The sequence below is a fragment of the Tessaracoccus sp. MC1756 genome (assembly GCF_014164735.1).
Taxonomy (GTDB): Bacteria; Actinomycetota; Actinomycetes; order Propionibacteriales; family Propionibacteriaceae; genus Arachnia.
Window position 1 is genome coordinate 101,108 of record NZ_JACJFZ010000007.1, and the last position, 17,908, is coordinate 119,015.

The window sequence follows — 17,908 nt, forward strand, 5'->3', positions numbered from 1 at the left end:
GGTCAGGCCAGGTTGGGCTTGGCGACGGTGAGCGGGAGCAGCACCTTGCCGGTGGGGCCGATCTGGATCTCGGTGTCCAGCTGCGGGCACACGCCGCAGTCGAAGCACGGGGTCCAGCGGCAGTCCTCGACCTCGCGGCCGTCCAGCGCGTCCTGCCAGTCCTCCCAGAGCCAGTCACGGTCCAGGCCGGCGTCCAGGTGGTCCCACGGGAGCACCTCTTCGTAGCTGCGTTCCCGCTGGGTGTACCACTCCAGGTCGATGCCGAATTTCGCCAGCTCCTCGTTGGCCGAGGAGACCCAGCGCTCGTAGGAGAAGTGCTCGCTCCAACCGTCGAACTTGCCGCCCTCGCGCCAGACGCGCTCGATGACGCGCCCGATGCGGCGGTCGCCGCGCGACAGCAGCCCCTCGACCACGCCGGGCTCACCCTCGTGGTAGCGAAGACCGATTGCGCGGCCGTAGTTGCGGTCCTGCTTGATGGTCTCCTTGAGGAGCATCAGCCGGCTGTTGATGGTCTCGGAGCTCGCCTGACCGGCCCACTGGAAGGGCGTGTGGGCCTTCGGTACGAAGCCACCGATCGAGACGGTGCAGCGGATGTCCCTGGTGCCGGAGGCCCGGCGGCCGGTCTCGATGACGCGGCGCGCGAGGTCTGCGATGGCCAGCACGTCCTCGTCGGTCTCCGTGGGCAGCCCGCACATGAAATAGAGCTTGACCTGGCGCCAGCCGGAGGAGAAGGCGGCGGCGACCGTGTTGATCAGGTCCTCCTCGCTGACCATCTTGTTGATCACCTTGCGCATGCGCTCCGAGCCGCCCTCGGGGGCGAACGTGAGGCCGGAGCGGCGACCGTTGCGCGAGAGTTCGTTGGCGAGGTCGATATTGAACGCGTCCACGCGGGTGGATGGGAGCGAGAGCGAGACGTTGCTGCCCTCGTACCGGTCCGCCAGCTGGCGGGTGACTTCGGCGATCTCGGAGTGGTCCGCCGACGACAGCGACAGCAGCCCGATCTCCTCCAGGCCGGTGGCCTTGAGGCCGCCCTCCACCATGGCGCCGATGGTCTCGATGCTGCGTTCGCGGACGGGGCGCGTGATCATGCCGGCCTGGCAGAAGCGGCAGCCCCTGGTGCAGCCGCGGAAGATCTCCACGGAGTAGCGCTCGTGAACCGTCTCCGCCATGGGGACGATGGGCTTCTTGGGATAGGGCCACGCGTCGAGATCCATGAGCGTGTGCTTGCGCACCTGGAACGGCACCTCGGGCCGGTTCGGGGCGACACGTTGGATGCGCCCGTCGTCGAGGTAGTCGACGTCGTAGAACCGCGGCACGTAGAACGCGCCCGTCATGGCCAGGCGCAGCAGCAGCCCGTCGCGGCCGCCTTCGCGGCCCTCGGCCTTCCATTCCCGCACGATGTCGGAGATGTGCAGCGAGGCCTCCTCGCCGTCGCCGAGCACCGCGACGTCGATGAAGTCCGCGATGGGTTCCGGGTTGAACGCCGCGTGCCCGCCGGCGACGACGAGCGGCTCATGCTCACCGCGCTGATCGGCGTGCAGCGTCAGGCCCGACAGGTCGATGAGGTTGAGCAGGTTCGTGTAACCCAGCTCCGTGGAGAACGAGACGCCCAGCAGGTCGAACATGCCGACGGGGCGGTGGGCGTCGAGCGTGAACTGCGGGATGTGGTTGTCGCGCAGCACCTTCTCCATGTCCGGCCAGACGGAGTAGGTGCGCTCCGCGAGGATCCAGTCGCGTTCGTTGAGGATCTCGTAGAGGATGGCCACGCCCTGGTTGGGCTGGCCCACCTCGTAGGCGTCCGGGTAGGAGAGGCACCAGCGCACGCTGACGCTGTCCCAGTCCTTCACGACGGAGTTGTGTTCACCGCCCACGTACTGGATGGGCTTGCTGACGCTCGCCAGCAACGGCTCGAGGCGGTCGAACACCGAGTGCGTGGGCAGAGTGGGCATCGTAGTCATAGCGTGGTCAAGGATATCTGCGGGGTGCACTTTGGCCTAGCCCCGGCCGAGCGTCGCGAGTCGACGTCGCCGCGCCAACACGTCCAGCAGCACCACGAGGATCACCGAGGCGGTCAGCTGCCACAGGATCACGGGGCCGCCCGCGCCGACGGAGCGATCGAACAGGCCGCTGACGTCCTGGAACGGCACGATGGAGAAGCCGATCATGTTGTTGACGATGTGGACGGCGGCCGCCGCCTCCAGCCCACCGGTGCGCCACGTCAGCCAGCTCAACAGGGCACCCAGGCTGAAGTAGAAGACGTTGAGCCACGGGTCTGCTGCGCCGTGCATCACCATGAACAGCGCCGAGTTCAGGACGGTGCCGACGATGAAGCCCACGACGGGCGGCCGGAACCAGGAGCCCACGGTGCGGAAGACCACGCCCCGCAGCAGGTACTCCTCTGCCGCTGCCTGGAACGGCGTCACCAGCATCAGCCCGATGAGCAGCCACCAGGTGTGTGGCCGGATCTGCAGCTCCAGGTCCGCGGTCCCCGTCAGTGAGAGTTCGATGCCCATGTTGAGCCCGAGCACCACCAGCGACGCGGCGACGCAGATCCAGAACCAACCCCACCGCACCCGTCCGACCACTGAATGCAGGAAGCCGGGGCGTTGTTTCACGAGGTGGCCGGTCAGCAGCGCGAATGGCAGCAACAGGCCGATGGCGATGCTGTTGGCCAGCACCAGGCCCGGCGTGACACGGCCCTCCTCGAGCATCCCCATGAGGTCGTCCGGGTCCACCGCCCCGGTGGCCACCTCGACGCCCACGGCGGCCAGCGTGGCGAGCACAGCGAAGCCGAAGAACGCCACCGCCAGGATGAGCACCACGACGAGGGGGCGCCACGGGGCGATCCCCGGCGCGCGCCAGAACTGGTGGTACCCGACCGGCGTCGTCGGCATCGACGGCGGGGCCGGGGTCCACGTCGGCGCAGGGAACGGCACGTCGCGTCGCTGCTCAGGCAGCGGCGGCGCCCACTGCTGGGGTGGCCCCCACTGGGGGGACGGCTGTCGTTCGGGCGGGGGAAGCTGGCTCACAGCCCCACCCTAACCTCGGGGTTACGGGTCAGAGGGCCGGGAACCAGAGCGCGATCTCACGCGCCGCGGACTCAGCCGAATCAGAGGCGTGCACCGCGTTGCGCGGGCCGCTGTCGCCGAAATCCGCGCGGATGGTGCCCGGTTCGGCCTTCGCCGGGTCTGTGGCCCCGTTGAGTTCACGCACCTGGGAGATGCAGTCCGGCCCGCACAGGACGAGCGGGATCATGGGGCCGCTGGTCATGAAGGTGCGCAGGTTCGGGTAGAAGTCCCGCGCGAGGTGCTCCTCGTAGTGCCGGTCCGCGAACGCACCGTCGATGGTGCGCAGTTCCATCGCGACGATGGAGAGCCCGGCCTCCTCGTAGCGGGCCAGTACCCTGCCTGCGTTACCGGCCTCCACCACGTCGGGTTTGATGATGACGAGCGTCTTTTCGCTCACTGTGGGTTACCTCCATGCCGGTGGGCCTCAATCCTCTTGCCGAGGATCACACACGTCGCCCAGATCAACGCGAAGATGATACCCATGGCGTACATCCACGGGGTGAGAACGCCCAATCCGATGAGGACGGCCTGGGCGGCCCATCCCACGAGATAGCCCCAGCGCTTCCGCAGACCGGCGAGGCCGCCGATGCACAGGAGCGTGGCCACGGCGCTCCAGACGGCCGCGACCGCGAGATCGATGCCCGAGACCTGGATCATGCCGATGTAGGCCAACCAGATGATGATCACCTCGAAGAGCAGCACCGACATGGCCGCGCTGCGCATGGGGTTGTCGGGCGAGAGCGTCACCGGGCGTCCTTCTTCTTCAACAGGTCGCGGGCCTCGCCTGCAGCGATGACGGACCCCGCGACGAGCACACCGGCCTGGACGCTGGCGGTGTCTGCCAACATGACAGCCAGGTCCAGCGCCTCACGCATGCTGGCGGCGCGGTGCACCTTGCTGGTCTCCCAGACGGTTTCGGCGACGGCGGCGAGGTCGTCGACGCCCCTGGCCCGGGGGGTCGAGGAGACCTGGGTGATCACCACCTGGTCCATCTTCTCCGCGAAGATCTCGAGCACCTCCGCGGCGTCCTTGTCCTGCATCATGGCCACGACACCGATGGTGGGAGCGAAGTCGAAGCTCTCCTCCACCGCGTCGATGGTGGCGCGGGCGGCCTGCGTGTTGTGGGCGGTGTCGATCACGATCGGCGGCGAGGTGCGCACCAGTTCCAGGCGCGCCGGGGCCTCGACGGCGCCCAGCCCCTCGACGATGATCTCCGGGTTGAGCGGCTTGCCGCCCAGGAACGCCTCGACCGCAGCCACCGCAAGCACCGCGTTGCGCGCCATGTGCTCCCCGTAGAGAGGCAGGAAGACATCAGCCACGGGGCCGCCGACGCTCTCGATGCGCAGCAACTGGCCGCCCACGGCGAGGCCGCGCTCCAGCAGGCCGAAATCCGGACCCTCGGCCTTCATCGACGCGCCGGCCTCGACGGCGGCGGCCAGCAGCACCTTGGCGGCCTCGGGCGCCTGACCGGCGAACACGGCGGTGCCGCCGGGCTTGATGATGCCGGCCTTCTCCCCCGCGATCTCCGTCAGCGTGTTGCCCAGGATGTGGGTGTGGTCCATGCCGATGGGCGTGACCACGGCGACCGACGCGTCGGCCACCGACGTGGCGTCCCAGCTCCCGCCCAGGCCCACCTCCATCACCGCGACATCGACGGGGGCATCGGCGAACGCCGCGTACGCCATGCCGGTGATGACCTCGAAGAACGTCATGGCCACGCCGTCGAGCTGCTGCTCGTCGACCATGCCGACGTAGGGTTCGATGTCCGCCCACACCTCAGCGAAGCGTTCCTCGCTGATGGGTTCGCCGTCGATCACGATGCGCTCGCGCACGTCCGACAGGTGCGGGCTGGAGAACCGCCCGGTGCGCAGGCCCGCGGAACGCAGCAGCGTCTCGATCATGATGGCGGTGCTGCCCTTGCCGTTGGTGCCGGCCACCTGGATGACGGGATAGGCCCGCTGCGGTTCACCGAGGAGGTCCATCAGTGCGGCGACCCTGGTCAGGCTGGGCGCCACCCGGTGCTCGGGCCAACGGCTGGTCAGGGCCGCCGTCAACGCGGCGTGTGAGGTTTCAGTCATGGTGGGGCCAGCCTACTCGGCCGGGCACCGCCCAGTAGGATTCCGCAGTGTGTAGTAACTGATTCAACCACCTTGGGTGCGCTGGTTATCATTACTTCCGAACGCGCAGCACTCCACGGTGCCCGCAGCCCCGCACTGGATTTCTGAAGGAGCACCGACATGGCCAACAACTCGAACCTCAGCAAGCGCGCCGCGCTGCGGCAGGCTCAGGAGATGGACGAACGCAACAAGCGCAACAAGCGCATCATGGGGTTCGGTTTCGGCCTGGCGGCCCTGGTGGTCGTCGTGGTGCTCGCCATCGTCAACGTGCAGGCCATCGGCAACCGCACCTCGGTGGCAGAAGAACAGCTGACGCCGCCCGCCGCTACCGAGGGCTACGGCATCCCGCTCGAAGGCAATGCCCCCAGCGCGGACAAGCCGCACCTCGTGCTGTGGGAGGACTACCAGTGCCCCGCGTGTGCCAGCGCCCACGCAACCCTCGGCCCGATCGTGGAGCAGCTGGTCGCCGATGGCTCCATCACCACCGAGATCCGCACCGCCCACTTCCTGGATCAGGCCCGCGAGGACGGCCCCTCGTCCCGCACCGCTGTGGCGGCCGCCGCTGCAGCAGAGGTGGGTGCGTTCGAGGACTTCCACCGTGTCGCGTTCGACTTCCAGGACACCGGCTACACGGACCAGGTGCTCCGCAACGACATCCCCCAGGCCGCGGGCATCACCGGTGAAGACCTGACCCGCTACGTCGAGCTGTACAACTCCCGCTCGTTCCAGGAGTTCGTCGACGACGCGGACCAGAAGTTCCGCGACGACGCCGTCGACGCGACCCCGGCCTACGTCGTCTCCGGCCAGCGCCTGGACCTCGGCTCCATCGAGCCCACCGCCGAGGGCTTCCTCAGCGCCGTGACCGCCGCCTGGGAAGAGGGCGGCAAGGAGATCGACATCAAGCCCGAGCCCTACCAGCGCTGATCGCCTCACCACAGACACCAGCGGCCCGGACGTCCAGCGTCCGGGCTGCTGCCGTTTGCGGTCCTTCCCCGGATCGGCACCCGTGGCGAATCTCGCTAAGATCGAGCGCATGACTGATACCACCGCGCCCAAGGGTGCCCTGCCCGACAAGCCCGTCCTCGAAGGACTGGAGGCCAAGTGGGGCGAGGTATGGCAGACGGAGGGCACCTACGCCTTCCGTCGGCCGTCGTCGCGCGACGCGGTGTTCAGCATCGACACTCCCCCGCCGACCGTCTCAGGCTCGCTGCACGTGGGACACGTCTTCAGCTACACCCACACCGACACCATCGCGCGCTACCAGCGGATGCGGGGGAAAGAAGTCTTCTACCCCATGGGCTGGGACGACAACGGCCTGCCCACCGAGCGCCGGGTGCAGAACTTCTACGGCGTGCGCTGCGACCCGTCGATGCCCTACGACGCCGACTTCCAGCCGCCCGCGAAGCCGGACCCGAAGCGGCAGATCCCGATCAGCCGCCGCAACTTCATCGAGCTGTGCCAGGAACTGACGCAGGTGGACGAACAGGTCTTCGAGGACCTGTGGAAGCAGCTCGGCCTGTCGGTGGATTGGAACACGCTCTACACCACTATCTCGCCCGAGTCCCAGTCTGTGGCGCAGCGCGCGTTCCTGCGCAACCACGCCCGTGGCGAGGCCTACCTCGACCATGCGCCCACCCTCTGGGACGTGACGTTCCAGACGGCCGTCGCGCAGGCCGAGCTAGAGGCCCGCGAGTACCCCGGCCACTACCACCGCGTCGCCTTCCACAAGCCGGACGGCGAGCCGGTGTGGATCGAGACGACGAGGCCTGAACTCATCGTGTCGGTCTGCGCCCTCATCGCCCACCCGGACGACGAGCGCTACCAGGACCTCTTCGGCACGACGGTGACCTCGCCCATCTTCGGCGTCGAGATCCCGGTGCTGGCCCACTCGGCGGCCGAGCCCGACAAGGGCGCCGGCATCGCCATGTGCTGTACCTTCGGCGACCTCACCGACGTGCTGTGGTGGCGTGAGCTGAACCTGCCCACCCGCACCGTCATCGGCCGCGACGGCCGTTTCCAGGCCGAGACGCCGGAGTGGATCGTCAACACGGAGGCCTATGAAGGGCTGGCGGGCAAGACCGCCTTCTCCGCCCGCGAGGCCACCGTCGCCCAGCTGCGCGAGCAGGGCGACATGCTGGAGGACCCCAAACCCACCACGCGCATGGCCAACTTCTACGAGAAGGGCGACAAGCCCCTCGAGATCGTGGCCACCCGCCAGTGGTACATCACCAACGGCGGCCGCGACGAGGAACTCAAGGCCACCCTCCTGGAGCGCGGCCGGGCCCTCGAGTGGACCCCCGAGCACATGTTGCACCGCTACGACAACTGGGTCTCGGGCCTCAACGGCGACTGGCTCATCTCGCGCCAGCGCTTCTTCGGCGTGCCGTTCCCCGTCTGGTACGAGCTGGACGCCGACGGTGAGCCGCGGTACGAGAGCCCCCTCGTGGCGGACGAGGCCTCGCTGCCCATCGACCCCATGACCGACACCCCAGAGGGCTTCTCCGAGGAGCAGCGCAACCAGCCCGGCGGCTTCATGGCGGACCCCGACGTGATGGACACCTGGGCCACGTCGTCGCTCACCCCGCACCTGGCCACGGGCTGGGAGCGCGATGAGGAGCTGTTCAACCTCACGTTCCCCATGGACATGGCCCCCCAGGCCCACGACATCATCCGCACCTGGCTGTTCAGCCGCGTGGTGCGCGCGCACTTCGAGAACGGCACGCTCCCCTGGAAGCGCGCCACCATCTCAGGCTTCGTCGTGGACCCGGACCGCAAGAAGATGTCGAAGTCGAAGGGCAACGTGGTGGTGCCCACCGACATCCTCGTCAAGTACGGCTCCGACGCGGTGCGTTGGCGCGCCGCCATGGCCCGTCCCGGTCAGGATTCACCGTTCGACGAGACCCAGATGAAGGTGGGCCGTCGACTCGCGATGAAGATCCTCAACGCCGGCAAGTTCGTGCTGTCGATGCAGGACGCGCCCGCCACGCTGGACGCCGTGACGAACCCGGTGGACAAGGCTCTGCTACGCGGCCTGGCCGTCGTCGTGGAGAAGGCCACTGAGGAGTTCGAGGACTACGACTACAGCGGCGCGCTCGAGGCCACGGAGACGTTCTTCTGGTCTTTCTGCGACGACTACCTGGAACTGGTCAAGGAACGCGCCTACACCGGCAGCGACGAGGGCAAGAAGTCGGCGCAGGCCGCGCTGGCCATCGCGCTGAGCGTGCAGGTGCGCCTGTTCGCACCCTTCCTGCCGTTCGTGGCGGAAGAGGTGTGGCGCTGGACCAACGACTCGTCCGTGCACCGCTCCGCCTGGCCCACCGCGGAGGAGTTGTCCATCGACGGCGACGCCGCGCTGCTGGCAGATCTCGCGGAAGCGCTCATCGCCATCCGCGGCGCGAAGTCCAACGCGAAGGTCTCCATGCGGGCAGAGGTGGCGAAGGCCGTCTTCCGCGGGCCGGCCGGCTCCGTCGAGCGGTTGAAGACCATCGAGCCGGACCTGCGCGCCGTGGGCCGTCTGGTGGGCGACGTGGAGTGGGTCGAGGACGGCCAGCACATCGTCGCCGACATCGAGCTGGCGCCCGTCGCCGGGTGATAGTTCCCTGAAACGACGAAGGCCTCGGAGTCCCACGACTCCGAGGCCTTCCTCTCACCCGCTCAGAAGCGCGGCGGCGGGAAGCTCGGCGCCACCGCTGCCGGAGTGCCGTTCAGGCGCAGCAACGCCTCATCCACTGCCGCGTCGAGCTGCTTGTCGCCGTCGGACTCCCAATCCGCCGGCCCCACCTCCACCACGATGTCCGGGTCGACGCCGTGGTTCTCCAGCCCGAAGCCGTGCTGGTCGAACGCGATCCAGTAGCGCGGCTGCGTCACCTCGGTGCCGTCCACCAGGGTGAACCGGCCGTCAATGCCGACCACGCCGCCCCAGCTGCGCTCGCCCACGACCGGACCGAGGCCCAGGTTCTGCGCGGCGGCGGTCACGATGTCGCCGTCCGAGCCGGCGAACGGGTTGGTGAGGAACACCACGGGGCCGCGCGCGGCCTGGCTGGGGTAGGTGCTCGCGCCGTCGTGGTGACGGGCGCCGACCCAGCCGATGGCCCGGCGCGTCAGCCGCTCGATGACCAGTTCTGAGGTGTGGCCGCCGCCGTTGAAGCGCACGTCCACCACCACCCCGTCACACGCCATCGCGGCGTCGATGAGCCGGTGGAACTCCGCCCAGCCGCGGGCCACCATGTCCGGTACGTGCACGTAACCGATGCGTCCGCCGGAGCGTTCCCGCACATACTCCACGCGGCTGGTCACCCACTGGTGGTAGCGCAGCGGCGACTCGTTGCTCGTGGGTACGACGGCGACCCGGCGCTTCTGGCGCCCCCTGGCCAACGTCAACTCGACGACCTTCTCCGCCGCGCCCTGGAGGAGCGCTCCGATGTGCGGCGCGTCGGCGGTGGGCCTGCCGTCGACGGCGACGATGACGTCGCCCGGCTCGGCGGCGACACCGGCCGCCCTTAGCGGCGAGCGCGCCGTGGGGTCCGACGTTTCGCCGGGCAGGATGTCGGCGATGACCACCTCGCCCTTGGCGTTGCGGGTGAAGGTGGCGCCCAGGTAGCCGACAGAGGGACCGTCGTCGTCAGGAGGCGACACATAGGCGTGCGAGGTGTTGAGCTCGCCGACGGTCTCCCACAGCACGTCCAGGAGGTCGTCGTGCGTGGCCACGACGTCGAGCAGCGGCCGGTAGCGCGCCACCGCGGCAGACCAGTCCGTGCCGTCGAAATCCGGGCGCCAGAAGTGGTCGCGCATCAGGCGGGAGTTCTCCTCGAACATCTGCCGCCACTCGGCGCGGGGATCGATCTCGCGGCGCAGCCGGCCGAGATCGACGGCGACCCGGGCGTCCTCGTCGTCGCCGGGGGCCTGCTCGGCACTCTGTACCCAGACCTCGTCGCCGTTGCGGACGACCAGACGCTCGCCGTCGCCGCTGACACCGGCGCCGTCGCACCCCTCGACCACCGTGGTGACCTTGCGGGTCTTCAGGGAGAAATGCTCGACGACATCCTTGACCTCGCCCTCGACCCCCGCGCGCAGCGCACCGAGTTCGCCGACGGAGCGAAGCGACTGCCACACGAACCCGTGTTTCGTCGCCTGGAGGTGCACGTAGCGGCCCGACGGTACGGGGAAGGGGACCATCCGGTCCTCCACTCCCCCGACGTCGAAGACGACCGAGACCTGCTCGGACTCCTTGCCGTCCTTGCCCTTCTTGCCTTCCTTGCCCGACTTCCCGGAGTCGTCGTCCTTCTCGTCGTCCTCATCGGCTTCGCTGATGGCCCAGCCGTCCGGCGACGGGCCGAACGGGGCTGGCTCTGCCGCGCTCAGTGGCACCAGCCACGGACGCACGGTGTTGGTGAAGGAGAGGTCGAACGTCAGTTCGTCGTAGGTGGGGTCGATGGTGCGGCTCGACAGGAACACGAGGTACTTGCCGTCGGCGGTGAACACCGGCGAGAAGTCGTTGAACTGGCCCCTGGTCAGGGTGAACGTGCGCTTCTCCGTGACGTCGTAACCGACGAGCTGCCCGAGCATGCCCTCCTGCGCGATGGCGTTGCGCCACACGAGGTAGCGGCCGTCCGGAGACCAGGCGAAGCCGGATGCCTCGCCGACGGTGGACCGGCCGATCTCCTTGACGTTGCCGCGCGCCACGTCGACGAGGTGGACCGTGCCGTCGTGGCTGCCGACGGCGATCCGGGTGCCCTGCTCATTGGGCTCGAGCGTCATGACGCGGCCGAGGCGGCCCGCTCCGATGCGGCGGGCCTTGTCGCCGCCCTCCAGCAGGCGGATCTCGAGGGCGTCCTCGCCCTCCGCGTCGGTCACCCACACCGCCTTGCCGCCCTTGTGGTCGAGGAAGCGCGGCTCCCTGACCCGGACGCCGGCGTTGTCCGCGAGGGCCCGGGCAGGACCGCCGCGGTGCGTGAGGTAGTAGGCGGCGCCCCGCCACTCCAGCAGCGACCCGTCGCCGCCGTTGTCCGGCACGATCGCCTCGAGCCTGTCAGTGGGATGCACCTGCACCGGCGACGGTGCCCCGATGCCGGTGGTCAGTTCGATCAGTTGGGGCTCGGCCTTCAGGCTGGCCAGGTGGAAGAGTTGGCCGCGCGAGTGGTAGACGACGCCCTGACCGTCGCTGGTGGCGTCGCGGACGTAACCCTCCTCAGCGGTGTGGGCGGTGTGGTTGCGCAGGTCCATGCCGTTCAGGTCCACCGACCACACCTGGGCCTGCACGTCCGGCGCGTCGCCCAGATCCGAGGTGAAGACGAGGCGGTCGCCCACCCACGTGGGGTGGTGCAGCCCGGCCTCGACCTCCGGCAGGACCCGGATCCAGTCGCCCTGACCGTCGCCGATGTGGAGACGCGCGGCCATGCCGCCGCGGTAGCGCTTCCATCCCGAGGGATCCCGGTGGTTGATGGACGCGACGGCCACCCTGCCGCTGCTGTGCACGGTCGCCGAGGTGGCGCCGCCCCAGGGCAACCGGGTCAGCTCACCGTCGAGCGACAGCGAATACAGGTAGGTGTCTACCCGGTGGAGTCCCTCGTGGTCCGAGCTGAGGAGGACGTGCTGGTCATCCAGCCACCCTGAGATGACCAGCCTGCGCGTCCCCAGCCAGGTGAGCCTGCGGGTGCCGCCGTCGAGGTCGACGACGTAGGCGTCCCACCGGCCGTGGGTCGTTGCCGCGTAGGCGACCTTCGACCCGTCCGGGGCGAACCGTGGGCTGCGGGGCGTGCCTTCCGCCACGGTGATGCGTGCGGCGCGGCCGCCCGAAAGCGGCCCCAACCACAGGTCGTCGTCTGCGACGAAGACGACCTCGTCCTGATGCAGGTGCGGGAAACGTCGATAACCTCGGCTCACCCGCCCAACCTTACTGGCCCCGCGGAATCCTTCAGAGCTTCCGCGGCAGCCGATCAGGCCGAGAGATCCCGACGACGCGCGACCTTGGCACGCGGGACGAGCGTGGGCGACTCCTCGCCGAGCACCGACTCCCGGGTCACGATCACCTGGGCCACGTCCTCGTCCGAGGGCACGTTGAACATCACGTCGAGGAGCAACTCCTCGAGGATGGCCCGGAGCCCGCGGGCACCGGTACCGCGTTCGAGCGCCAGACCGGCGATGGCGGCGATGGCCCCGTCCTCGAAATCGAGCTGCACGCCGTCCAGTTCGAACAGCTTCTGGAACTGGCGCACCAACGCGTTCTTGGGTTCCACCAGGATGCGGGTGAGAGCCTCCTCGTCGAGGGGCGAGACGCTGGTCAGCATGGGCAGGCGACCGATGAACTCCGGGATGAGGCCGAACTTGTGCAGGTCCTCGGGACGCACCTGGGAGAACGGGTCCGCCTCGGGCAGGCGGGCCTCGGCCTTGTTGTTGAAGCCGAGGGGGCGACGACCGACGCGCTGGTTGATGATCTCGTCGAGACCGGCGAACGCGCCACCGACGATGAACAGCACCTTGGTGGTGTCGATCTGCAGGAAGTCCTGGTGGGGGTGCTTCCGGCCGCCCTGCGGCGGAACGGCGGCGACGGTGCCCTCGAGGATCTTGAGCAGCGCCTGTTGCACACCCTCGCCGGACACGTCACGCGTGATCGAGGGGTTCTCCGACTTGCGGGCCACCTTGTCGATCTCGTCGATGTAGATGATGCCGGTCTCCGCCTTGGCGATGTCGAAATCCGCCGCCTGGATCAGCTTCAGCAGGATGTTCTCGACATCCTCACCGACGTAGCCGGCCTCCGTCAGGGCGGTGGCGTCCGCCATGGCGAACGGGACGTTCAGCATGCGCGCGAGGGTCTGGGCCAGGTAGGTCTTGCCGCAGCCAGTGGGGCCGATGAGGAGGATGTTGGATTTGCCGACCTCGATGTCGTCGGAATCAGAGCGGCGACCGCGGCCGCCGTGCTCGGCCTGGATGCGCTTGTAATGGTTGTACACGGCCACCGACAGCGTCTTCTTCGCGCTGTCCTGGCCGATGACGTAGGTGTCGAGGAAGTCGCGGATCTCGCGCGGCTTGGGCAGCTCCTTGACCAGACCGGTTTCGGGGGCGTCCGGGAACTCCTCCTCGATGATCTCGTTGCACAGCCCGATGCACTCGTCGCAGATGTAGACGCCAGGGCCGGCGATCAGCTTCTTCACCTGCTTCTGCGTTTTCCCGCAGAAGTTGCACTTGAACAGGTCGCCGGATTCACCGATACGAGCCACGACGTCCACCTCCCATCAACAGTTCCTGATTGTTTGCCTTGTTCCACCACCCTACCCGGCAGGCGGGGCGGGAGAAGAGCGAACCGCCGGGCATCCGGGTCGCATTGACCCAGTTGCCCGGCGGGCCCGGTCCGAGCTGTCAGAGACCCTTCAGCGAGGGCAGGATGTCGTCGATGATGCCGTACTCGATCGCCTCCTGGGCGGTCAGGTACTTGTCGCGCTCGATGTCCTTGCTGACCTTGGCCACTTCCTGGCCGGTGTCGACGGCGAGCATCTCCTCCATGAGGGAGCGGATGCGCAGGATCTCGCGGGCCTGGATCTCCAGGTCCGAGGACTGTCCGTAGCCGCCCTCGGTGGCCGGCTGGTGGATGAGGATGCGCGAGTTGGGCAGCGCGAGGCGCTTGCCCTTGGTGCCGGCGGCGAGGATCACGGCGGCGGCCGAAGCGGCCTGGCCGAGGCACACCGTCTGGATGTCGGGCTTGATGTAGCGCATCGTGTCATAGATGGCGGTCAGCGCGGTGAACGAGCCGCCGGGCGAGTTGAGGTAGATCGAGATGTCGCGCTCGGGGTCCATCGACTGGAGCACCAGCAGCTGCGCCATCACCGCGTTGGCCACGTCGTCGTTGATGGGGGTGCCGAGGAAGATGATGCGGTCCTCGAAGAGCTTCGTGTACGGGTCCACGCGGCGGATGCCGTAGCTGGTGCGCTCTTCCCACTGCGGGATGAAGTAGTTCATGTCCGGGCCGACGGGGGCCGCGCCCTGGGGCAGGGCGAACGTGTTGTTGATCATTGGTTGGGGGCCTCCGTCTGGATCTGCGACGCGCGCTCATACACGTGGTCGATGAAGCCGTATTCGAGCGCCTGCTCGGCGGTGAACCAGCGGTCACGGTCTGAATCAGCTTCGATCTGCTCGATGCTCTGACCCGTGTGCTCAGCGATGAGGTTGGCCATGGTCTTCTTGATGTGCAAAGACTGCTCCGCCTGGATGCGGATGTCTGAGGCGGTGCCGCCCAGACCACCCGAGGGCTGGTGCATCATGATGCGGCTGTGCGGCAGCGCGAAGCGCTTGCCGGGGGTGCCTGCCGAGAGCAGGAACTGGCCCATCGAAGCGGCCAGGCCCATGGCGACGGTGGCCACATCGTTGCTGATCCACTGCATGGTGTCGAAGATCGCCATGCCGGAGTCCACCGACCCGCCGGGCGAGTTGATGTACAGGTAGATGTCCTGGGTGGGGTCTTCCGCGTTGAGCAGCAGCATCTGCGCGCAGATCGCGTTGGCGTTCTCGTCGCGCACCTCTGAACCGAGGAAAATGATGCGGTTGGCCAGCAACGAGGAATACACGTTGTCTGTCATGCCGAGGCCGGCGCCTGCGGGCCCGGCCATCCGGATCGGGTCGATTGGAGTTTGAGTCACACCAATAACCTACCGGCAAACCTGGCAGACCCAAGGCTGCGGGGGCGTGTTCGCCGACGGCGTGTCCGCGCAGCCCTCAGCGCTGGACGCTACGACGCCGCCGGTCCCCTGCGGGACCGGCGGCGTCGACGTTGCGTTTATCGCGAGGTGGCTGGGATCACTCCCCGGCTTCCTCGGTCTCCACGGAGGCGAGCGAGGTGTCGACGGCGTTGCCCTCGGCATCCTTCACGGTGGCCGCGGCGCAGATCGAGGCCAGGGCCTTGCCGCGGCGGATCTCGTTCATCCACTCGGGCATGTGGTTGTGCTCCATCATGTGGTTGATCTCATCCTGGGGCGAGGAGCCGGACTGCTGCGCCTTGCGGAAGATGAGTTCGGTGAGCTCCTGCTGGGAGACATCGATCGAGTTGGCCTCGGCGTAGACGTCGAGCACGATCTGGGCGCGCAGCGCATCCGTGGCGCGCTTGTCCATCTCGGCCCAGAACTCTTCGACCGTCTCGGCCTCTTCCTCTTCGGTCTGCTCCAGGTACTGGTCGACCGTCATGCCGCCGCGGGCGAGCTGGCGCTCGATGTCGGCACGGCGGGCTTCGAGTTCCTTCTTGAGGACGTTCTCGGGCAGTTCGAAGTCGACCTTCTCGAGGATGGCTTCGAGCACCTTGTCGCGGGCGTCGGCGATCTGGTCGGCGTTCACCTGCTGCTCGGCGCCGGAACGCAGGTCGGCCTTCATCTCCTCGACGGTGTCGAACTCGGAGATGAGCTGTGCGAAGTCGTCGTCGACCTCCGGCAGTTCCTGCTCGGAGACGGTGACGACGGTCACCTCGATCTCGGCCTCTTCACCGCGATGGGCGCCGCCCACGAGGGTGGAGGTGAAGGTCTTGGACTCGCCGGCCTTCAGGCCGGTGACAGCCTCGTCCAGGCCGTCGAGCATGCCCTGGTCGTCGCCGACCACGTAGGAGATGCCTTCTGCGGTGGCGTCGTCGAGTTCCTCGCCGTCCTTGGTGGCCTTGAGGTCGATCTTCAGCAGGTCACCCTCGGCGGCGCCGCGCTCCACCTCGGTGGTGGTGGCGAAGCGCTTGCGGAGCAGTTCGATGCGCTCTTCGACGAGTTCGTCGACGGAGGACGCGCCCTCGACGGTGGCCTCGATGGTGTTGAAGTCCGGCAGCTCGACCTCGGGGCGGATCTCCACCTCGGCGGTGTACTCCACCACGTCCTTGTCTTCGAGCTTGGTGATGTCGACCTCGGGCTGCGCCATGGGGTAGATCTTGTGCTCGTCGATGGCCTGGTTGTAGGTGTCCGGGATGGCCTCGTTGATGGCCTCCTGCAGGACCATGCCGCGGCCGAACCGCTGGTCGATGACCGTGTTGGGCACCTTCCCCTTACGGAAGCCGGGGATCGTCACCTGCTCGGCGATCTCCTTGTAAGCCTTGTCAAGGTAGGGCTTGAGATCAGCGAAGGGGATCTCGACGGTGAGCTTTACCCGGGTGGGCTTCAGCTTCTCAACGGTGCTGGGCACGAGTGGACTCCTGAGGTGTCAATTTTCGAATCGCGCGTCAGTCTATCGGTCGATGCTCCGGCCACCAACACGCGGGCTCCCGCGCCCGGCTAAAGTCGGGGCCGTGAGCGAGCTGACCAGCAACGTGACCGACACCGCCCTCATTTTCGAAGGCGGCGGCATGCGCGCATCGTTCTCCTCAGGGGTCGTGAGCGTCCTGCTGGAGGCCGGGATCCACGCAGACTGGGTGGGCGGGATCTCCGCCGGGTCGAGTTGCGTGGCCAACTACGTCTCGCGCGACGCCCCGCGCGCCGAGAAATCCTTCGTCGACTTCGCGGCCGAGCCCGAGTTCGGCAACTGGCGCACCTGGCTGCAGGGCAAGGGCATGTTCAACGCCGAATGGATCTATGAACGCACGTCCCTCCCCCACCAGGCGCTCCCCTATGACTGGGAGACGTTCCAGGGGAACCCGGCGCGCGTGGCGATCGGGGCGATGCGCTGCCACGACGGCGAGATGGTCTACTGGGGTCGCGAGGACATCCATCGCATGTATGACCTGATGAAGCGTGTCCGCGCCTCGTCGACGATGCCGTTCTTCATGCCGTTGGCCACCGTCGACGGCGAGGTCTACTGCGACGGCGCGCTCGGCCCCACCGGAGGGTTCGCCCTGGATGCTGCCAAGGCGGCCGGCTTCGAGAAGTTCCTCGTCGTCATGACCCGCACCCGCGGGTACCGCAAGCCGCCGGCCCGGTTCCCCCACGGCTACCGCCGGCTGTTCCGCCAGTATCCGTCCATCGCCCACGGAGTGCTGGAGCGGCCCGCCAACTACAACCGCACCCTCGGGGAATTGTTCGAGCTCGAACGGCAGGGGCGCGCCTACCTGGTGTTCCCGGAGCGGATGCCGATCAGTAACTCCGAGCGTCGGGTCCCGGTGTTGCGCTCAGTCCTCGACGCGGCCCGGGAACAGACCCAACGCGAACTGGACGCCATCCGGGACTTCCTGGGCCTGGAGGGCGCCGGAGACGGTGGCCGATGAGCAGGTTTCCAGGCTTCGGTCAGATCGCTGATACAATCGTCTGCGGTTCTGCGGATGTAGCTCAATGGTAGAGCCCTAGTCTTCCAAACTAGCTACGCGGGTTCGATTCCCGTCATCCGCTCGATGCAGAGATCCACCTGGCCGGAAGCTTCCGGCTAGGTGCTTCCCTGTTCACGGGGCGTAGCGTAGTGGCTAGCGCGCCTGCTTTGGGAGCAGGAGACCGCAGGTTCGAGTCCTGTCGCCCCGACCATGTGATGTCTCAGGACATCGGAATAGCCTGAACCCTCATTGTGAGGGTTCGGGCTTCTTCTTTTTCGGGTCGATGGGTTGATAGTCCTTGTGGGGGTCGAGGGTGAGCTCGCGCAGGATCTCGCCGGTGGTGGCGTTGATGATGGTGATGTCGAGGTCCTGGATGAGGAGTTTGATGCAGGTTCCCTTGTAGGTGCGGCCGATGCCGATGTAGTGGAGGCGGCCGGCGTGGCGCAGGGTGACGACGCCTTGGGTGTCGACGTGGTCGAGGCGGACCCGGTCGTGGGGCCTGCCGGGCTGGGTGGGGTCTGGGCTGGCTT

Annotated in this window: 13 protein-coding genes, 2 tRNA genes and 1 pseudogene; 5 read left to right on the forward strand and 11 right to left on the reverse strand. The window is 67.8% G+C overall.

Annotated elements, in window-relative coordinates:
- Positions 1 to 2: 2 nt before the first annotated feature.
- The 5 genes from H5393_RS13565 to H5393_RS13585 are packed head-to-tail and all read right to left on the reverse strand — an operon-like array spanning position 3 to position 5,146.
- Entirely contained in the window at positions 3 to 1,949 is a 1,947-nt protein-coding gene (locus tag H5393_RS13565) for a TIGR03960 family B12-binding radical SAM protein (RefSeq protein WP_182767125.1), read from the reverse strand.
- Positions 1,950 to 1,994: 45 nt separating this feature from the next.
- Positions 1,995 to 3,029: a CPBP family intramembrane glutamic endopeptidase gene (locus H5393_RS14950; RefSeq protein WP_182767105.1), complete on the reverse strand. Its 1,035-nt coding sequence runs from the start codon at positions 3,027 to 3,029 to the stop codon at positions 1,995 to 1,997.
- 28 nt (positions 3,030 to 3,057) lie between these two features.
- Complete coding sequence (gene ndk / locus H5393_RS13575; RefSeq protein WP_182767106.1) at positions 3,058 to 3,465, reverse strand: nucleoside-diphosphate kinase; 408 nt, start codon at positions 3,463 to 3,465, stop codon at positions 3,058 to 3,060.
- Positions 3,462 to 3,815, reverse strand: coding sequence for a DUF4233 domain-containing protein (locus tag H5393_RS13580; protein WP_182767107.1), 354 nt, complete (start codon positions 3,813 to 3,815; stop codon positions 3,462 to 3,464). Before H5393_RS13580 ends, ndk begins: the two co-directional genes overlap by 4 nt.
- Positions 3,812 to 5,146, reverse strand: coding sequence for a folylpolyglutamate synthase/dihydrofolate synthase family protein (locus H5393_RS13585; RefSeq protein WP_182767108.1), 1,335 nt, complete (start codon positions 5,144 to 5,146; stop codon positions 3,812 to 3,814). Before H5393_RS13585 ends, H5393_RS13580 begins: the two co-directional genes overlap by 4 nt.
- Positions 5,147 to 5,305: 159 nt before the next feature.
- Here H5393_RS13585 and H5393_RS13590 point away from each other — a divergent pair, with 159 nt between their 5' ends.
- Positions 5,306 to 6,109, forward strand: a complete 804-nt coding sequence (locus H5393_RS13590) for a thioredoxin domain-containing protein (RefSeq protein ID WP_182767109.1) — start codon at positions 5,306 to 5,308, stop codon at positions 6,107 to 6,109.
- 109 nt (positions 6,110 to 6,218) lie between these two features.
- The gene (valS, locus tag H5393_RS13595) at positions 6,219 to 8,777 is read left to right on the forward strand and encodes a valine--tRNA ligase (RefSeq protein WP_182767110.1); all 2,559 of its coding nucleotides are present in this window, start codon (positions 6,219 to 6,221) and stop codon (positions 8,775 to 8,777) included.
- Between the two features lie 62 nt (positions 8,778 to 8,839).
- On the opposite strand, the gene H5393_RS13600 is transcribed toward valS, so the two are convergent.
- The 5 genes from H5393_RS13600 to tig form a co-directional block, all read right to left on the reverse strand.
- The gene (locus H5393_RS13600) at positions 8,840 to 12,067 is read right to left on the reverse strand and encodes a S41 family peptidase (RefSeq protein ID WP_182767111.1); all 3,228 of its coding nucleotides are present in this window, start codon (positions 12,065 to 12,067) and stop codon (positions 8,840 to 8,842) included.
- Between the two features lie 53 nt (positions 12,068 to 12,120).
- Positions 12,121 to 13,401, reverse strand: coding sequence for an ATP-dependent Clp protease ATP-binding subunit ClpX (gene clpX / locus H5393_RS13605; protein ID WP_182767112.1), 1,281 nt, complete (start codon positions 13,399 to 13,401; stop codon positions 12,121 to 12,123).
- A gap of 139 nt (positions 13,402 to 13,540) precedes the next feature.
- Positions 13,541 to 14,191, reverse strand: a complete 651-nt coding sequence (locus H5393_RS13610; protein ID WP_370585864.1) for an ATP-dependent Clp protease proteolytic subunit — start codon at positions 14,189 to 14,191, stop codon at positions 13,541 to 13,543.
- A complete protein-coding gene (locus tag H5393_RS13615; RefSeq protein ID WP_076060599.1) occupies positions 14,188 to 14,784 on the reverse strand; it encodes an ATP-dependent Clp protease proteolytic subunit in 597 nt (198 codons plus the stop codon). The genes H5393_RS13610 and H5393_RS13615 overlap by 4 nt, the downstream gene beginning before the upstream one ends.
- 187 nt (positions 14,785 to 14,971) lie before the next feature.
- Entirely contained in the window at positions 14,972 to 16,324 is a 1,353-nt protein-coding gene (gene tig, locus H5393_RS13620; RefSeq protein WP_182767113.1) for a trigger factor, read from the reverse strand.
- Positions 16,325 to 16,427: 103 nt separating this feature from the next.
- Between tig and H5393_RS13625 the strand changes: the two genes are divergently transcribed.
- The 3 genes from H5393_RS13625 to H5393_RS13635 all read left to right on the forward strand — a co-directional run bounded on the left by H5393_RS13625 (position 16,428) and on the right by H5393_RS13635 (position 17,589).
- Entirely contained in the window at positions 16,428 to 17,339 is a 912-nt protein-coding gene (locus H5393_RS13625) for a patatin family protein (RefSeq protein ID WP_209455214.1), read from the forward strand.
- 50 nt (positions 17,340 to 17,389) lie between these two features.
- Positions 17,390 to 17,460: transfer RNA gene (locus tag H5393_RS13630), tRNA-Gly, on the forward strand.
- A 53-nt stretch (positions 17,461 to 17,513) separates the two neighbouring features.
- Positions 17,514 to 17,589 (forward strand) — tRNA-Pro (locus H5393_RS13635).
- 35 nt (positions 17,590 to 17,624) lie between these two features.
- Here the strand turns inward: H5393_RS13635 and H5393_RS13640 are convergent.
- Positions 17,625 to 17,908: pseudogene (locus tag H5393_RS13640) on the reverse strand (IS481 family transposase); the annotation flags it as partial.

What these genes read in the sequence shown, in the direction of transcription:
- H5393_RS13565 (WP_182767125.1), bottom strand. Translation starts at nt 1,949, where the DNA reads ATGCCCACTCTGCCCACGCACTCGGTGTTCGACCGCCTCGAGCCGTTG.
- H5393_RS13585 (WP_182767108.1), bottom strand. Translation starts at nt 5,146, where the DNA reads ATGACTGAAACCTCACACGCCGCGTTGACGGCGGCCCTGACCAGCCGT.
- H5393_RS13590 (WP_182767109.1), top strand. Translation starts at nt 5,306, where the DNA reads ATGGCCAACAACTCGAACCTCAGCAAGCGCGCCGCGCTGCGGCAGGCT.
- valS (WP_182767110.1), top strand. Translation starts at nt 6,219, where the DNA reads ATGACTGATACCACCGCGCCCAAGGGTGCCCTGCCCGACAAGCCCGTC.
- H5393_RS13610 (WP_370585864.1), bottom strand. Translation starts at nt 14,191, where the DNA reads ATGATCAACAACACGTTCGCCCTGCCCCAGGGCGCGGCCCCCGTCGGC.
- H5393_RS13615 (WP_076060599.1), bottom strand. Translation starts at nt 14,784, where the DNA reads ATGGCCGGGCCCGCAGGCGCCGGCCTCGGCATGACAGACAACGTGTAT.